At 72.9% G+C, this 14,209-nt stretch carries 14 protein-coding genes; 7 read left to right on the top strand and 7 right to left on the bottom strand.

Going from position 1 to position 14,209, the window contains the following annotated elements; translation table 11 throughout:
• Nucleotides 1-8: 8 nt before the first annotated feature.
• From ACGFZP_RS17415 to ACGFZP_RS17425, 3 genes are all read right to left on the bottom strand, one after another.
• The gene (locus ACGFZP_RS17415) at nucleotides 9-560 is read right to left on the bottom strand and encodes a flavin reductase family protein (protein WP_392933354.1); all 552 of its coding nucleotides are present in this window, start codon (nucleotides 558-560) and stop codon (nucleotides 9-11) included.
• Nucleotides 557-2,116, bottom strand: a complete 1,560-nt coding sequence (locus ACGFZP_RS17420; RefSeq protein WP_392933357.1) for a cation:proton antiporter — start codon at nucleotides 2,114-2,116, stop codon at nucleotides 557-559. The genes ACGFZP_RS17415 and ACGFZP_RS17420 overlap by 4 nt, the downstream gene beginning before the upstream one ends.
• 117 nt (nucleotides 2,117-2,233) lie before the next feature.
• Nucleotides 2,234-3,784 carry a tryptophan halogenase family protein gene (locus ACGFZP_RS17425; RefSeq protein ID WP_392933360.1) on the bottom strand — a complete coding sequence of 517 codons (1,551 nt, stop codon included), beginning with the start codon at nucleotides 3,782-3,784 and terminating at the stop codon, nucleotides 2,234-2,236.
• Nucleotides 3,785-4,391: 607 nt separating this feature from the next.
• Here ACGFZP_RS17425 and ACGFZP_RS17430 point away from each other — a divergent pair.
• Nucleotides 4,392-5,207: a BTAD domain-containing putative transcriptional regulator gene (locus tag ACGFZP_RS17430; RefSeq protein WP_392933363.1), complete on the top strand. Its 816-nt coding sequence runs from the start codon at nucleotides 4,392-4,394 to the stop codon at nucleotides 5,205-5,207.
• 161 nt (nucleotides 5,208-5,368) lie between these two features.
• Nucleotides 5,369-6,340, top strand: a complete 972-nt coding sequence (locus ACGFZP_RS17435) for a LysR family transcriptional regulator (protein WP_392933365.1) — start codon at nucleotides 5,369-5,371, stop codon at nucleotides 6,338-6,340.
• 123 nt (nucleotides 6,341-6,463) lie between these two features.
• On the opposite strand, the gene ACGFZP_RS17440 is transcribed toward ACGFZP_RS17435, so the two are convergent.
• The 4 genes from ACGFZP_RS17440 to ACGFZP_RS17455 all read right to left on the bottom strand — a co-directional run bounded on the left by ACGFZP_RS17440 (nucleotide 6,464) and on the right by ACGFZP_RS17455 (nucleotide 9,417).
• On the bottom strand, nucleotides 6,464-7,816 hold the full coding sequence (locus ACGFZP_RS17440; RefSeq protein WP_392933367.1) for an FtsX-like permease family protein: 1,353 nt from the start codon (nucleotides 7,814-7,816) through the stop codon (nucleotides 6,464-6,466).
• Entirely contained in the window at nucleotides 7,816-8,622 is an 807-nt protein-coding gene (locus ACGFZP_RS17445) for an ABC transporter ATP-binding protein (protein WP_392933370.1), read from the bottom strand. The genes ACGFZP_RS17440 and ACGFZP_RS17445 overlap by 1 nt, the downstream gene beginning before the upstream one ends.
• Nucleotides 8,623-8,836: 214 nt before the next feature.
• Nucleotides 8,837-9,076 (bottom strand): hypothetical protein, encoded by a 240-nt coding sequence (locus ACGFZP_RS17450; RefSeq protein ID WP_392933372.1) that lies wholly within the window; start codon nucleotides 9,074-9,076, stop codon nucleotides 8,837-8,839.
• A complete protein-coding gene (locus ACGFZP_RS17455) occupies nucleotides 9,073-9,417 on the bottom strand; it encodes an ArsR/SmtB family transcription factor (protein ID WP_392933519.1) in 345 nt (114 codons plus the stop codon). The genes ACGFZP_RS17450 and ACGFZP_RS17455 overlap by 4 nt, the downstream gene beginning before the upstream one ends.
• 180 nt (nucleotides 9,418-9,597) lie before the next feature.
• On the opposite strand from ACGFZP_RS17455, the gene ACGFZP_RS17460 reads away from it, so the two are divergent.
• From ACGFZP_RS17460 to ACGFZP_RS17480, 5 genes are all read left to right on the top strand, one after another.
• Nucleotides 9,598-9,858: an acyl carrier protein gene (locus ACGFZP_RS17460; protein ID WP_392933374.1), complete on the top strand. Its 261-nt coding sequence runs from the start codon at nucleotides 9,598-9,600 to the stop codon at nucleotides 9,856-9,858.
• 177 nt (nucleotides 9,859-10,035) lie between these two features.
• Nucleotides 10,036-11,274 (top strand): beta-ketoacyl-[acyl-carrier-protein] synthase family protein, encoded by a 1,239-nt coding sequence (locus tag ACGFZP_RS17465; protein WP_392933377.1) that lies wholly within the window; start codon nucleotides 10,036-10,038, stop codon nucleotides 11,272-11,274.
• Nucleotides 11,271-12,059 (top strand): alpha/beta fold hydrolase, encoded by a 789-nt coding sequence (locus tag ACGFZP_RS17470; protein ID WP_392933379.1) that lies wholly within the window; start codon nucleotides 11,271-11,273, stop codon nucleotides 12,057-12,059. The genes ACGFZP_RS17465 and ACGFZP_RS17470 overlap by 4 nt, the downstream gene beginning before the upstream one ends.
• Complete coding sequence (locus tag ACGFZP_RS17475; RefSeq protein WP_392933381.1) at nucleotides 12,056-13,027, top strand: hypothetical protein; 972 nt, start codon at nucleotides 12,056-12,058, stop codon at nucleotides 13,025-13,027. The genes ACGFZP_RS17470 and ACGFZP_RS17475 overlap by 4 nt, the downstream gene beginning before the upstream one ends.
• Nucleotides 13,024-14,160 carry a beta-ketoacyl synthase N-terminal-like domain-containing protein gene (locus ACGFZP_RS17480; RefSeq protein ID WP_392933383.1) on the top strand — a complete coding sequence of 379 codons (1,137 nt, stop codon included), beginning with the start codon at nucleotides 13,024-13,026 and terminating at the stop codon, nucleotides 14,158-14,160. The genes ACGFZP_RS17475 and ACGFZP_RS17480 overlap by 4 nt, the downstream gene beginning before the upstream one ends.
• Nucleotides 14,161-14,209: the final 49 nt, after the last annotated feature.

The raw sequence follows: 14,209 nt of genomic DNA on the forward strand, positions 1-14,209 counted from the left end.
GTACCTCGTCAGGTCTGCGACCAGGAGCGGAACTGGCGCAGCCCGTAGAGCAGCGGCAGCGGGCGGTGGCGGCGGACGATCCGGCGGACCTCGCCGAAGACGGTGACGTGGTCGCCCACCGCCTGGGTGAGCGCGACCTCGCAGTCGGCGACGGCGTGGGTGTCCCGGACGAGGTGCGGTCCGGCCGCGTCCTGGTCCTGGCCCCAGGGCAGCAGGCCGAACCGGTGGGGGTTGCCGGAGGCGAACAACTCGGCCGTCTCCCTAGCCTGTTCGTGCAGCAGGTTGACGGTGAACAGCCCGCTCTTGAGGACCGCCTCCAGGGTGGGGCTGCCGTCCCGCAGGCACACCAGCAGGGTCGGGGGTGCGAGCGAGACGCTGCACACCGAGGAGCAGGTCATCCCGCGCGGCGCCCCGTCGTGGCCGGTGGCGGCGACCACGCAGACGCCGGTGGGGAAGCCGCTCATCATGGTGCGGAACTCGTCGGGGGTCGCGGTGGCGGCCCGGCCCGGTCCGGCGGGCCCGGGCGGCGCGAGGGCCGTCTCGCGGTGCTCGGGGGTCATCCCAGGGCCTCTCTTTCGGATCTCGCCGGGTGGTCGACGCCTGAGTGCGCACGCCCCCGGCCTTCGGCCGGGAGGTGCCCCCGCGCCGGCCTGTCGTCGGTCGCCGATGGCCCCCGGCCTTCGGCCGGGAGGTGCCCCCACCGCATGGAATCCATCCTCCGCACCGCCGATGCACGCACTCCGACGCCGCCCCCTGATCCGACGTCATCCGAAAGAGGGGCCCTGGGCCCGCCTTCCGTCGCCAGGGGTGTCGCGGAGGCCCCGGTGGCCGCGGACCTGCCAGGCAGGCCGGTCGTGACGGGGATGGCGGGCGGGCCGGCCGGGGCCGCCGTGCTCCGCCGGTCCGCACGGTCGAGCAGGTCCAGCAGCGGGCCGGTCATCGCCGTGGTGGTCAGCGCCATCACGACCAGGGCCAGGACCAGCGGCGCCGGGAGGATCCCGGCGCTGAACCCGGCCTGTAGGACGATCAGTTCGGTCAGTCCGCGGGTGTTCATCAGCACGCCGACCCGGCGCGCCGTACCGGGCGGCTGGCCGCCCAGCCGGGCCCCGGCGTAGCCGCCCAGGCCCTTGCCCGCGCAGCCGAGTAGCACGGCGCAGACGATCAGCGGCCAGGAGGCGCTGGAGAACGCGCCGGTGAGCACGGTGACACCCGAGAAGACGAAGAACGCGGGGGTCAGCGCGCGCCCGGCGCGGGTGACCGCGGCGACCGCGCGCGGCCACGGGCCGGACTCGTCCCGGGGGATGGACAGCCCGGCCAGCGCCGCGCCGAGGATCGCCGTCATCCCGAGGTGCTCCATGGTGAGCGCCGTCGCGAGCGCGGCGGCGCCGAGCAGGACGGCGGTGGTTCTCGGCTGCCGCTCGCCGAGCCGGCCGGCGGCCCGGGTGCGCAGCAGGTAGCGGATGGCGAGTGCGCACAGGGCGCCGGCCGCGAGCGCCCGCAGGGAGTGCAGCGAGCGGGTGAGGTCGCCGGAGCCCAGGCTGATCGCGAGCGAGAGCAGCAGCCAGCCGACGGCGTCGATGACGATCGCCGAGGCGAGGCCGAGCCGGCCGGGCACGGAGTCGGTCATGTTCCGGTCGAGGAGGATCCGGGCCATCACCGGTACCGCGGTGATGGCCATGGTCACCGCGACCATCAGGAGGTAGCCGGGCAGGGGGGCGTCGCCGCGGGCGGCGGTGTCGCCGGTCAGCTGGATCCAGCCGACCAGCAGGACGCCGGTGAGCAGCGGGGGGACGAGCGCCCCGGCGGCGACCCAGCCGGTGGCGTTGCGCGGCGGGCGGTGCGGCCCCCAGCGCAGTTCGTTGGCCAGACCGACCAGGAACAGCACCAGGCCGGTCTGGGCGGTGAACTTGAGGATGCCGAGAACCGGCCCCGGCAGGACGTCGTCGTGGAAGGCGGAGCGGCCGACCAGGGCGATGACGGCGGGCCCGAGCAGCAGGCCCGCCGTCATCTCCCCGATCACCTCCGGCTGGCGGAGGCGCCGGGCGACTCCCCGTCCCGCGGCGGCGATCAGCATGACGACGGCGAGCGCGGCCGCCGCGTGTGCGAGATTCCGCAAGAGGTGGAGGAGGTCCATGAGGGGTGAGGGGATTCCTTTCCGGCCGGTGGGCCGTGGGGGACGGGCTCCTGACGGTCACTCAGGTGGTCGTCCCGTCCCCGGGAGGCGGTCGGCCCGTCAGCGCATCCGGGCGAAGTAGTCGTAGGCCGGGGGGAGGAGCTCGGTGAGCCGCTGCGTCTTCTCCCGGATCTGCGCGAACTCGCGCTGGGCGGGGCCGCTGTCGGACAGCGCGAGGGCGGGTGAGGGCTGGAGCTCGATGCCGCCCATGCCGAGCAGGATGCACATGTACGAGTACGGCGGCAGCCCGTGGTAGTAGCGGTAGGTGGTCTCGGAGTCGGGCAGCCTGGTCTTCCAGCGCTCGATCCGCTCGGCCAGCGAGTCGGGGATCGCCCGGGTCTTGGTGTCGCGCCAGTACTGGGTGTCGGAGCGCTTCGCCGCGACGTAGTGCAGCACCAGGAACTCCCTTACCCCGTCCATGACATGGGAGATGGCGTTGTTGTAGAGCTCGCGGTGGACGGGGCTCCAGTCCGGGCCGGGGAAGTTCTTGACCAGCTGCTCGATGGCGTGGTGGATGAAGAAGATCCCGGTGGACTCCAGGGGTTCGACGAAGCCGCTGGAGAGGCCGATGGCGACGCAGTTGCGGACCCAGGAGTTGCGGGTGCGGCCGATCCGCATCCTGATGTGGTTGGCCTCGACGTCGGCGGCGGCCGGGCCGACGAAGGAGCGCAGGGTGCGCTCGGCCTCCTCGGGGGACAGGTAGTCCTTGGCGTAGACGTAGCCGGTGCCGACCCGCCCCATCAGCGGGATGGTCCAGATCCAGCCGGCGTCCTGGGCGGTGGCGGTGGTGCAGGGCAGGATGCCCCGGCGCTCCATGTCCATCGGGACCTGGAGCGCGACGGCGCTGTCGTTGGGCAGGGTGTCCTGGTAGGAGATGAACGGCTCGTCCAGGGCCTGGTTGATCAGCAGCCCGCGGAAGCCGGTGCAGTCGACGAACAGGTCCCCGGTGAGGTCGCCGTGCTCGGCGGTGCGCAGGCCGGTGATCCAGCCGCGGTCGTCCAGGGTGACCTCGCGGACGTCGGCGACCACCCGCCGTACCCCGCGCTCCACCGCGTACGCCGTCAGGTACTTGGCGAGCAGTGCGGCCTCGAACTGGTAGGCGTACGGGAACTGGGTCTTGCCCTGGTGCTCGGACATGGTCAGGCCCTGCATCTCGTCGCCGCCCTCGTCGAAGGGCTGGTCGATGAGCGTGCCGTCGAGGTGGCGGGGGCTGAGGCCGGCGTCGATCACCGAGGCCATCACGAAGCAGTCCTTGTCGAAGCGGTCGGTCGGCCCCTCCTTGAGCCACCAGTCGGTGAGCGGGAATCCGTTCACCGACCGCATCTGCTCGAAGGGGTGGTAGAAGTAATGGCCTTTCTCGCGCCAGTTCTCGAACCGGACGGCCAGTTTGTAGGTGGCGTTGCACGCCGGCATCCAGTCCTTCTCCTTGAGTCCGAGGAACTCGAAGAAGTGCCGGATGTCGCTGAAGGTCGCCTCGCCGACGCCGACGGTGCCGACGGTGCCGGATTCCACGAGGGTGATGTCGATTCGGTCCTCGAACGCGGCCTTCAGGTACGCGGCCGTCATCCACCCCGCTGTTCCCCCGCCCACGATCACGACTCGGTTGAGCACTGGTGACTCCTGTTCCGTAGTCCACGAGTTCCGGGTACCAAGAAACGCCGGAGATGCCGGCGACGGTGGCACGGGCCGACCCTGCGGGATCTCCCGCTGCGAGGGTGGCGCCACCGAAGAACGACACTAGGCAGGGCGGGAAGTGCGGACCATGTGATTAAGCCCCGGCCGAATGTCGCAGGTGGAGAACGCCGGTACGGGTTTGCGCACGCATTGTTGACAGACTGTCAGTACACGTCGGTGCGCCGTCGGGGCAGGTCGGCAGTATGCCGGACCGGCCGGTCGGACGCGCCGTCACCCCGTGCGGAGGGGGCCCTCCCCGGTCGGCGCGTCCGAACTTCCGGCAATCCGCCGAGAAGTCGTCGATTCGGCCGAAGTCCGATGCCGGACAAGAGGGCTGATGGACAGTCGGAAGTTTCACCCGTAGCATTCCACTGACAGGGGAAAGCGCGGCGCACACCGCGCTTTGTACGGGCGCCGGATCGGACCCCCGTCGGCCCGGCGCCCGTACCCCTTCTGTTTGGGTGCTGCCATACCACTCCCGCGCGAGGTCCGCGCCCAGGTGGTATTTCCCCGCGCCCACGGGTCGGCGGGCACACTCGACGGGATGACCGGCGAGTACGGAGGCACCGCTGTGGAGATCAGGATTCTCGGCTCACTGCTCCTGTCACACGAGAACCGGCAGTACACCATGGCGTCGAAACGGGCGAGCATCGTGCTCACCCTGCTCGCGCTGAATCCGGGGGCGCCGATCGCCTTCGACGAACTGGTCGACGAACTCTGGGCCGACCAGCCGATGGCCAACGCCCGGAACGCCCTGCAGGCCAACATCGGCCGGCTGCGCAGACTGCTGGAGTCGGTGACCGGCCGCCGGGGCGCCGCCGTGCTGCGGACCGTGAGCAGCGGCTACCTGCTCGACGTGGAGCCCGGCGCGGTCGACGCCCACCGCTTCGTGGCGCTCGCCGACGCGGGCGCCGAGCTGCTCGGCCGGGATCCGGACCGGGCCGTCGAGGTGCTGGAGTCGGCCCTCGGCCTCTGGCGCGGGACGGCCCTGATGGACTCCTGTGACGGTCTGCGCTGCCGGATCCGGGCCACCCACCTGGAGGAACGCCGGATCACCGCCTACGAGGACCTGACGGCCGCCAAGCTGGCCGTGGACGCCGAGCGGGTCCAGGTGGCCGAGCTGCGCCAGCTCGCGGTCGAGCACTCCGGGCGGGAGCGGCTCAGTGAGCTGCTGATGCTCGCGCTCTACCGGGACGGCCGGCAGGCCGAGGCGCTGGAGGTCTTCCATACCGCGCGCCGCCGCCTCGCCGAGGACCTGGGCCTCGAACCCGGCCGCGCCCTGCACCGGGCGTACCAGGCGATCCTCCAGCAGGACGACACCCTCGGCGAGCCCCGAAGGGCTCTGCAGTACGTGGCCTGACGTACCGTCAGCTCGTGAATAACCGGAAGGCATGTCCACTTCATTTCATATGGACGGGTCTGGAGCGCTCTGTTAGCGTGTGAACCACCCGGGGATCCATGGGACTTGGCCTGTCGGGGAATGGGGCACGCCGGGCCGAGCCGGTTGTGAACGGGGGATGCGTGGACGTCGAGTTACGGCACGCAAAGATCGTGACGGTCATAGATCGTCTCGGTAGCATCTCGAAAGCCGCCTTGCAATTGAGCCTTCCCCAGTCGAGTCTCACCGCGCAATTGCGTCGAATTGAAAGGGCGGTGGGCGGCGACCTGTTCGTCCGGACCAGGGTCGGCGTCGTGCCGACGGCCCTCGGGGACCGGCTGATCCCGATGCTGGCCGACCTCGTCCAGCAGGCGGACCTGGTGATCGCGGAGGCGGCCGCCCACGCGGCCGACGTGTTCCGGTTCGGCAACGCCGAGTGGACGCCGCCCTCGCTGCGCAGCGCGCTCAAGGCGGCGCTTCCCGTCGGCGAGGTGCAGACCGAGACGCTCAGCCCGGCCGCGGCCGTGGAGGCGGTCTGCCGCGGTGCGCTGAACGCCGCGATGGTGCCCGGGGTGGCTCTGGACGCCTCGGCGGAGGCCGCCGAACTCTCCCTGGCCAGAACGGTGATCGTGCGCGAGCCGATCTGGCTGGCGCTGCCGCAGGGCCACCCGCTGACCGGCCGGCTGGTCCTCCGCACCTCCCAGCTCGGCTCGCTCAACTGGGTGCGGTACACCCGCGACCACTGGTTCCACCCGATCGAGAAGCACCTGTTCTCGACCTTCGACCACCCGGACCCGGAGGTCCTGCACTACGTCGACCGGCACCACGAGGCGATGAACTGGGTCCGGGACGCCGACGCGGCGGCGCTGACCACGCCCACCGGCGCCACCCGGGACGTCTGCCTCGTCCCGATCTCGGGGTCGGGGAGCAGCGAGATGCTGCTGGTGTGGCGCAGCGACACGGTACCCCGGGACATCCAGCGGCGGCTGGTGCACACCGTCCGCCGGTACTACTGCGAGTACGCCCGGACGATTCCGCGGTACTGGTCCTGGATCACCGAACACCCCGATCAGTTCAGCGAGTTGCGCAACGTGCTACCCAGACGGGCGGCCTGACCGGAGCCGCCGGGCCCCGGTGTCAGGCCGCCCGCCGTGGGGCTCCCGGGTGTCCGGCTCCCCGACTCCCCGGTTTCACGGCTTCCCGGCTCCACGGCTTCCCCGCCTCCCGGTTTCACGGTTTCACGGTGAGGCGATGGCCTGGGCCGGACGGACCCGCATCGTCCAGCCCGCCGCCAGCGTGCTCGCCGCCACGGTGAGCACGCCTACCGCGGCGACGATCGCCAGGTAGATCCAGACCGGCCCGTGCGGCACCCAGGAGCCGTCCAGCGCCAGGCCGAAGGGCGTCAGCGTGGCGCCGGCCACGACCGTGCCCAGGACCGTGCCGACCGCCGTGACCAGCACCGACTCCACCGCCGTCATCCGCAGCACCTGCCCCCGGGTGGCACCGACCAGGCGCTGTGCGGCGAACTCCCGGCGGCGCTCGACGGCGGCCACGATCACCGTGTTGACCAGTGAGATCACCGCGTACGCGATGATGCTGCCGGCCAGCAGGTAGTTGATCCAGGCGCTCGCCGCCTCGCCGCCCCCGCCGGCCTGGAGGTAGATCAGGGCGACGGCGAGGCCGGTGGCGAGCATCACCGGGGTGACCGCGCCGGCCATCCGGATCCGGCGGGCCCGGGCGTTGTCCATGGCGAGCCGGCCGGTCAGGCCGAACAGCGCACGCAGCGGCGGGCGCAGCACGCTGGTCAGCACCCCCGTCAGCCCGGGGGCGAGCAGGGCCAGCCCGCCCGCCCAGAGCATCGCGGTGGGCCCGGCGGTGCTGGCGGCGACCTCGCCGTTCATCACGGTCGCGGTGACGACGGCCAGCGCCGTGCCGCCGGCCAGGCAGAGCACGGCGAAGACCAGGCGCGGGGTGCTGAGCCAGCGGTCCTGCAGCCGGGCCTCGGCGAGCGCGTCGGCAGGCCGGGCGAGGGCGGCCCGCCGGGAGGCGATGAACGCGGCCGCGAGGGCGGCGAGCAGCGCCGTGCCGCCGGCGGTGGCCATCGGGATCCAGCCGGCGTGGTAGCCGAGCCGTGCGGGCACGACCCCGCTCCCGGCGATCCGCCCGAGCATCCAGCGCCCGGCCAGCCGGCCCGGCCAGAGGGCCAGGGCGATCGCGCCGAGCGCGACCACCAGCGTCTCGATCACCACCATCCGGCGGATCTGCCCCGGCAGCGAGCCGATGGCGCGCAGCAGGGCCATCTCGCCGAGGCGCTGCTGCACCAGCAGGGCGAGGGTCGAGCCGACCACGAAGACGGTGACCATGGCGGCGATGCCGCCGAACACCGCGGACATCGAGATCAGCCGGCTCGCGGGCGGGTGGTGCCCGGTGAGGGCGGCAGGGACGGCGCCGGGCCCCAGGTCGTTGCGGATCCCGGTCTCCATCAGTGCGCCGCAGGCGGTCAGGAGCACGGCGCCGAAGAACAGCGCGATCACCGAGGCGGTGAAGCCCCCCTTGCGGAACCTCAGGGTCTGCAGGGCGAGTCGGAACATCAGCGGGCTCCCTCGGCGCGGCGCGGTGCGGTGTGGTCGGGGCCCGTGCGGTCGGCCCAGGCGCCGAGCCGGGTCATCCGCTCGGCGATGGCGTGGGCGGAGGCGCCGTGGAGCTCGCCGGCGATCCGCCCGTCGGCGAGGAAGAGCACCCGGTCGGCGTGCGAGGCGGCCACCGGGTCGTGGGTGACGATGACGACGGTCTGCCCGGCGTCGCGCACGGCCGTGCGCAGCAGGGTGAGGACCTCCAGCGCGGTCCGGGTGTCCAGCGCGCCGGTCGGCTCGTCGCCGAAGAGCACGGCGGGCCGGGTGAGCAGGGCGCGGGCGATCGCGACCCGCTGCTGCTGGCCGCCGGACAGCTCGCCGGGGCGGTGGCCGGCCCGGTCGCCCAGGCCGACCTGCGCCAGGACCCGCTGGACGGCGCCCGGTTCGGGCTCCCGCCCGGCCAGCCGCAGCGGCAGCGCGACGTTGTCGGCCACGGTCAGTGCGGGCAGCAGGTTGTAGGCCTGGAAGGTGAAGCCGATCCGGTCGCGGCGGAGTCTGGTGAGCTCCTTCTCGCTCAGCGCGGTGAGCTCCAGGCCGTCCAGGGTGACCGAGCCGGAGTCCGGCCGGTCCAGGCCGGCCGCGCACTGCAGCAGGGTGGTCTTGCCGGAGCCGGACGGCCCCATCACGGCGGTGAAGCTGCCGCGCCGGAAACCGGTGGTGACGTCGTCGAGGGCGACCACGCGGGTGCGCCCGGTGCCGTAGCCGCGGCGGACGGCGGTCAGTCGTACCACCTCGTCGAGGCCGTGCACGGTGGCGATGCTCATGGGTCCGTCTCTCCGGGCGGGCCGGCGGCGCCCCGGTGGGGGAGCGGCCGGCTGGGCGGGGTCGAAGGGGCCGGGCGGCCGGGCGGGGTCGATAGGGCCGGGCCGGGTTCACCGGGTCGGGCGGAGCGGGCCGCGGCGGGCAGTGGGCCGCGGCGGGGCAGTGGGCGCAGCGGCGGCCGGGTGGCCGGTCACCGGGGGTGTGCGGGCGCCGTGGTCATCTCTCGTCGACGCTGCGCAGCAGCTGCTCGACGGCGGCGATCCGGCCGGTCAGCTCGTGTAGTTCGGCGAGGAGCAGCCGCTGGTCGGCGGCGGCCTCCTCGGCGAGCCTGCGGTAGCCGGCCATCGCCACCGCGTCGGCCCGGTGCCGTTGCAGGGAGAAGTAGGCGACCGTGCTCAGGCTGATCCCGCCGATGACGATCAGGGTGATGACGATGGCGATGATCCCGCCATTCATGCGGTGGTTCCCTTCTCTCCCGCGTCGCTTGCGGCCCGTTCGGCCGCCGCGGCGTCCTCGCTCAGGGCGGTGAGGACGGTGTCGACCGTGACTTGGATGTGGAACGGGGTCAGTTCGAAGAACTTCATCGCCTTGCCGCCGTCCGAGAGCTCCAGGGCCCCGACCACCAGCCCGGCCGCCTCCAGCCGCTCCAGGTGCATGTAGAGCAGCGGTCTGGACAGGCCCAGCCGGCGGGCGAGTTCACTGACGTGCACCCGGCCCCGGGCCAGCTCCCCGATGATCCGCAGCCGCTGGGTGTGCCCGACGGCGGCCAGCAGCACCAACAGCTCCGCGCTGCTCAGAACGCTCACCCCCCGTGTACCGCATGCAAGTTCACACTGACAGGTGCAAACCGGCGCCGTCAAGCGGGCTTCGTTCGTTACTGATCATCCGTCAACCACCGTCAGCTGCACGTCAGTTCTCCGTCAGTGCGGCCGAGAAGAATTCAGACCACCTGTGGCACACATTCACCGGGAGGCGCCATGCCCAGCACCGTCGTCATCACCGCCGAACAGCGCGTCCGGATCAAGGAGATCGTCTGCGACATCCTCGAACTGGAGGCCGACGAGGTGACCGACACCAGCCGCTTCAAGGAGGACCACAACGCCGACTCGCTGGGCGCCATCGAGATCCTCTCCTCCCTGGAGCGGACCTTCGGGATCGAGATCGACCAGGCCGAGCTGATCCGGATGGTCAGTCTGGACGGTGTGGTCGGCGTCGTCCAGGAGAGCCTGGCGAAGTAGCCGGCCGGGCCCGCCCCGCCGGAACCCCCCGGTCCCGCCGGAACCCCCCCCGCCCCACCGGAACCCCCGGTCCCGCCGGGGCGCCGGTACACCTCCCGCCGGAGCGCCGGTGCGCGGAGGTCGGCGCACGGAACGCCAGCGCACGGAACGCGCGTGCACAGAACGGAGGCAACAGTGGTGAGCAGCGAGCACCCCGGTCCGCGCCGGGTCGTCATCACCGGGCTGGGCGCGGTCACCAGCATCGGCACCGGGCCGGCGGAGTTCCTCGCGGGCCTGCGGACCGGCCGCAGCGGCGTCAAGCCGATCACGTCCTTCGACACCACCGGCTACGCCCACGCGAACGGCTGCGAGATCGACGACTTCGACCCGGCCGACTGGCTGGAGCGGCTCGATCCGGAGGAGCTCGGCCGGGCCGCCCAGTTCTCGGTGGCCGCCGCCCGGATGGCGGTGTCCGACTCCGGGATGGACCTGGCGGAGCTGCGGCTCCGCCGGGTCCTGGTCTCCGTCGGTACCACCGACGGCGAGTCGCGCGACCTAGACGAACTGATGGAGCGTCAACTCGCCGACGGGCCGCAGGCGCTGCCCCCGGCGGTGGCCCGTCGCTCGACGGCCGGGCTGCTCTCCAGCAGCGTGGTCCGGGAGCTGCTCCTCACCGACGTGCAGGCCGTGACCATCCCGACCGCCTGCGCGGCCGGCAACTACGCCATCGGCTCCGGATTCGACGCGATCCGCTCCGGCGAGGCGGACGTCGCCCTGTCCGGCGGCGCCGACGCCGTCTGCCGCAAGACCTTCACCGGTTTCTACCGGCTCGGCACCATCGCGCCCGAGCTGAGCCAGCCCTTCGACATCGACCGCAAGGGCATCCTGACCGGCGAGGGCGCGGGCATCCTGTTCATGGAGAGCCTGGACTCGGCACTCTCGCGCGGCGCCCGGATCTACGCCGAGGTGCTCGGCTACGCGCTGAACTGCGACGCCCACCACCCGGTGGCGCCCGACCGGGACAGCCTCGCCGCCTGCATCGAACTCGCCCACCGCAACGCCGGGGTGAAGCCCGAGGACATCGACTTCATCTCCGCACACGGCACCGGCACGAAGGCGAACGACGTGACCGAGGCGGGCGCGATCCGCCAGGTCTTCCCGGTGCCGCCGCCGACCGTCTCCATCAAGTCCATGCTCGGGCACACCATGGGCGCGGCCAGCGCCCTGGCCTCGGCCGCCTGCGCGCTGGCGATCACCGAGGGCTTCATCCCGCCGACCATCAACCACCACGAGACCGACCCGGAGTGCGGGCTTGACCCCGTCCCCAACGTCGCGCGCACCGCCGAGGTGCGCATCGTGCAGAACAACGCGCTCGCCTTCGCGGGCAACAACGCCGTGCTGATCCTCGGCGCGTACGGACCGCGCGCCGCCGGATGAACACGGTGACGCCGAGGCTGCGCCGCCCCGCGGCCGACACCGCCGCCGGCCCGCTCCGGGTCCTGCTGCTGCACGGGCTCGGCGGCAGGCCCTCGGTATGGCAACCGCTGGTCGAACGGGCTGGTGAGGAGCTGGAGTTGTGGGATGCCGAGCTGCCCTGGCAGGCCATGTCCGGCAGCGAGGGCTGGGGTCTGAACCCGGACCCGGCACGGTTCCTGGTCGAGCTGGTGGACGAGCGCTTCGACGCGGTGGTCGCCCACTCCTACGCGGCCAACCTGTTCACCGAGGCCACCGCGCTCGGCCGGATCGCACCCCGGCCGACCGTCCTGGTCAGCCCCTTCTACCGGTCCAGCGTCCGGGACTTCGACTGGTCGGTGATCTCCTACTACCTCAACGACTTCCACCGGGTCTTCGAGGAGGCCCTGGAGGTCGGCGAGACCGGCCGGTTCGCCAAGGCCCACCGCGACTGGATGGCGCTGCGGCTGCGCGACCAGATCGGCCCCTACGGCTGGATGAGGTTCTTCGAGACCTATCTGCGCACCCCCACCCTCGACCTGGGCGCGGTCCGCAGTCCGCTCCTCGTGCTCTCCGGCGCGCGTGACATCGCGGCCCGGCCCGGTGACGGCCGGGCCCTGGCAGCCGCGGTCCCGGGAGCGCGCTTCGAACTCCTCCCCGACTGCGGGCACTTCCCGATGGTCGAGCGCCCGGACCGGACCGCCCGACTGGTCGGGGACTTCCTGCGGGCCGCCGCCGTACCCACCCACCCATCACTGGAGCTGTCATGAGCATCAACGCCACCACGGCGCAGGACACGCAGGACACCACCCGGCTGGAGCTCCGCCCGCGCTACGAGGGCTCGAACATCTGCACCTGGATCGGCTTCAAGCACGTCAACTATATGGTGGAGGAGGCCGTCTACGACCACCTGCGCCAGCACGGCCTCCCGGCCGGCCGGCTCTACGAGCGCCACGGCCTGGGCGTCGACATCACCGACCTGGACACCAAGATCCTCACCGCCTTCCACATCGACGACCTGGCCACCGCGACCGTGCGCCGCCTCCCGGACGGTGGTGGGGCGCTGCGCCTCGCCGTCGAACTCACCGTCGAGCGCGGCGGCGAGACGGTCAAGGCGGTGGCCGCCAAGGTCGCCGTCCAGCTCCGGCTCGACCCGCGCGGCCACGCCGTCGAGCCGCCGCCCGCCGAGGTCGCCGGGTTCGTCACCGGGCGGCTCGGCGCCGGGGCCGCCGCCGTCCCCGTCCCGGCGGGCGCCGACCCGCTGGAGGTGCTGACGGCCGGCGAGAACGCCTTCGGCTGGGCCTGGCGGATGCCGTACTTCTACTGCCACTTCACCGAGCGGGTCCAGATGTCCGGCTACCTGCGGCAGTTGGAGGAGATCGTCGACCTCTTCCTGGAGGACCGCGGCGTCTCCATCAAGACCCTGCTGGACGAGCAGGACTGGATCCCCGTCGTCCCGCACTCCCGGATCACCCTGCTGGACGAGGCGCGGATGGAGGAGACCCTCTACACCGTCTACACCGTCGAGAGCGTGTTCAAGCGGCTCACCTACACCTCCCGGATGGACGCCTACGTACTGCGCGACGGCGTCCTGGTGCCCACCGCCACCGGTCGGATCACCCACGGCTGGGCGGTGATCGAGAACCGCCGGGACTGGAGCCTGGTGGACTTCGACGACCGGCTGACCGACGCCCTCACCGGCAAGGCGGGGCGGGGCACGGGCCGGGGATCCGCATGACGGCCGCCGAGGCTCCGACCACCGAGGCGCCCTTGCGCGACCGGCCCGCGGCGGAGGACCGCGCGGCCGCCGAACTGGTCTTCTCCGCCTGGTCCGCCGTCTCCCCGTTCGGCACCGGCGCGCAGGCCTACCGCACCGGCGTGCGCGCCGCCGAGAGCGCCCTCGACGTCCTGGACCAGGAGCAGTACCCCGGTCCGTACCGGCAGGGCGGCCTCGTCCCCGGCTTCACCGCCGCCGACGCCCTGGGCAGGAAGGGCACCCGGAGCATGGACCGGGTGACCGCGCTCGCCGTCGCCACCTTCGGCCGACTGCTCGACGGCTGCGGCCCGGCCCTGCTGGCCCGTCCCGACCGGGTCGGACTGGTCCTCGGCACCGGCTCCGGAAGCGTCCAGAGCATCATGGACTTCACCCGGGACTCGCTCACCGGCGACCGCCCCTACCTGGTCGACCCGGCTCGCTTCCCGAACACCGTGATGAACCGGGCGGCCGGCCAGAGCGCCATCTGGCACGGCATCAAGGGCCCCAACAGCACCATCGCGGGCGGCTCGCTCACCGGTCTGCTCGCCCTCGGCTACGCGGCCCGGCTCCACCGCGGCGGCCACTGCGACCGGGTGCTCTGCGGCGCCGCCGAGGAGTACTCCGTCCAGCGCGCCTGGCTGGAGTGGCACGCCGCCGGGGAGGGCCACCGCCCGCCGCTCGGCGAGGGCGGCGTGGCCTGGCTGCTGGAGCCCGCCGAGGAGGCCGCTGCCGCCGGCCGCCCGGCCCTGGCCCGACTGCTCGGTACCCGCTTCCGCGCGTACCACCGGCCCGAGGAGGCCGGCCCGGCCCTCACCGCCTGCGTACGTGCCGCGCTCGCCGACGCCGGGGCCGGCGCCGCGGACGTCCGCCTGGTCGCCCCGCTCGGCGCCGACGGCGAGGAGGAGGCCCTGCGGGCGGCGCTGCCCGCGGGTGCGCGACCGGCTTGGATCCGCTGCCGGCCGCTGCTCGGCGACACCTCGGCCGCCGCGACCGGCCTCCAGCTGGCGGCCGTACTGGCCGCCGCCGACGAGGGCGGACTGCCGCCCGGCACCGCGGCGCTGGTCACCGCCATCGACCGGGACGGCACGGTCGGCTGCGCCCTGCTGGGCGGCTGAGCCCGGCCGCCACCGGGCCGCGGTACCCCGTCGGCCTGCCGCGCCCGCC

Origin of the sequence: Kitasatospora sp. NPDC048239, from assembly GCF_043202015.1 — a bacterium.
GTDB lineage: Bacteria > Actinomycetota > Actinomycetes > Streptomycetales > Streptomycetaceae > Kitasatospora.

What these genes read in the sequence shown, in the direction of transcription:
- ACGFZP_RS17480 (WP_392933383.1), top strand. Translation starts at nt 13,024, where the DNA reads ATGACGGCCGCCGAGGCTCCGACCACCGAGGCGCCCTTGCGCGACCGG.
- ACGFZP_RS17460 (WP_392933374.1), top strand. Translation starts at nt 9,598, where the DNA reads ATGCCCAGCACCGTCGTCATCACCGCCGAACAGCGCGTCCGGATCAAG.
- ACGFZP_RS17430 (WP_392933363.1), top strand. Translation starts at nt 4,392, where the DNA reads ATGACCGGCGAGTACGGAGGCACCGCTGTGGAGATCAGGATTCTCGGC.
- ACGFZP_RS17445 (WP_392933370.1), bottom strand. Translation starts at nt 8,622, where the DNA reads ATGAGCATCGCCACCGTGCACGGCCTCGACGAGGTGGTACGACTGACC.
- ACGFZP_RS17470 (WP_392933379.1), top strand. Translation starts at nt 11,271, where the DNA reads ATGAACACGGTGACGCCGAGGCTGCGCCGCCCCGCGGCCGACACCGCC.
- ACGFZP_RS17475 (WP_392933381.1), top strand. Translation starts at nt 12,056, where the DNA reads ATGAGCATCAACGCCACCACGGCGCAGGACACGCAGGACACCACCCGG.
- ACGFZP_RS17440 (WP_392933367.1), bottom strand. Translation starts at nt 7,816, where the DNA reads ATGTTCCGACTCGCCCTGCAGACCCTGAGGTTCCGCAAGGGGGGCTTC.
- ACGFZP_RS17450 (WP_392933372.1), bottom strand. Translation starts at nt 9,076, where the DNA reads ATGAATGGCGGGATCATCGCCATCGTCATCACCCTGATCGTCATCGGC.
- ACGFZP_RS17415 (WP_392933354.1), bottom strand. Translation starts at nt 560, where the DNA reads ATGACCCCCGAGCACCGCGAGACGGCCCTCGCGCCGCCCGGGCCCGCC.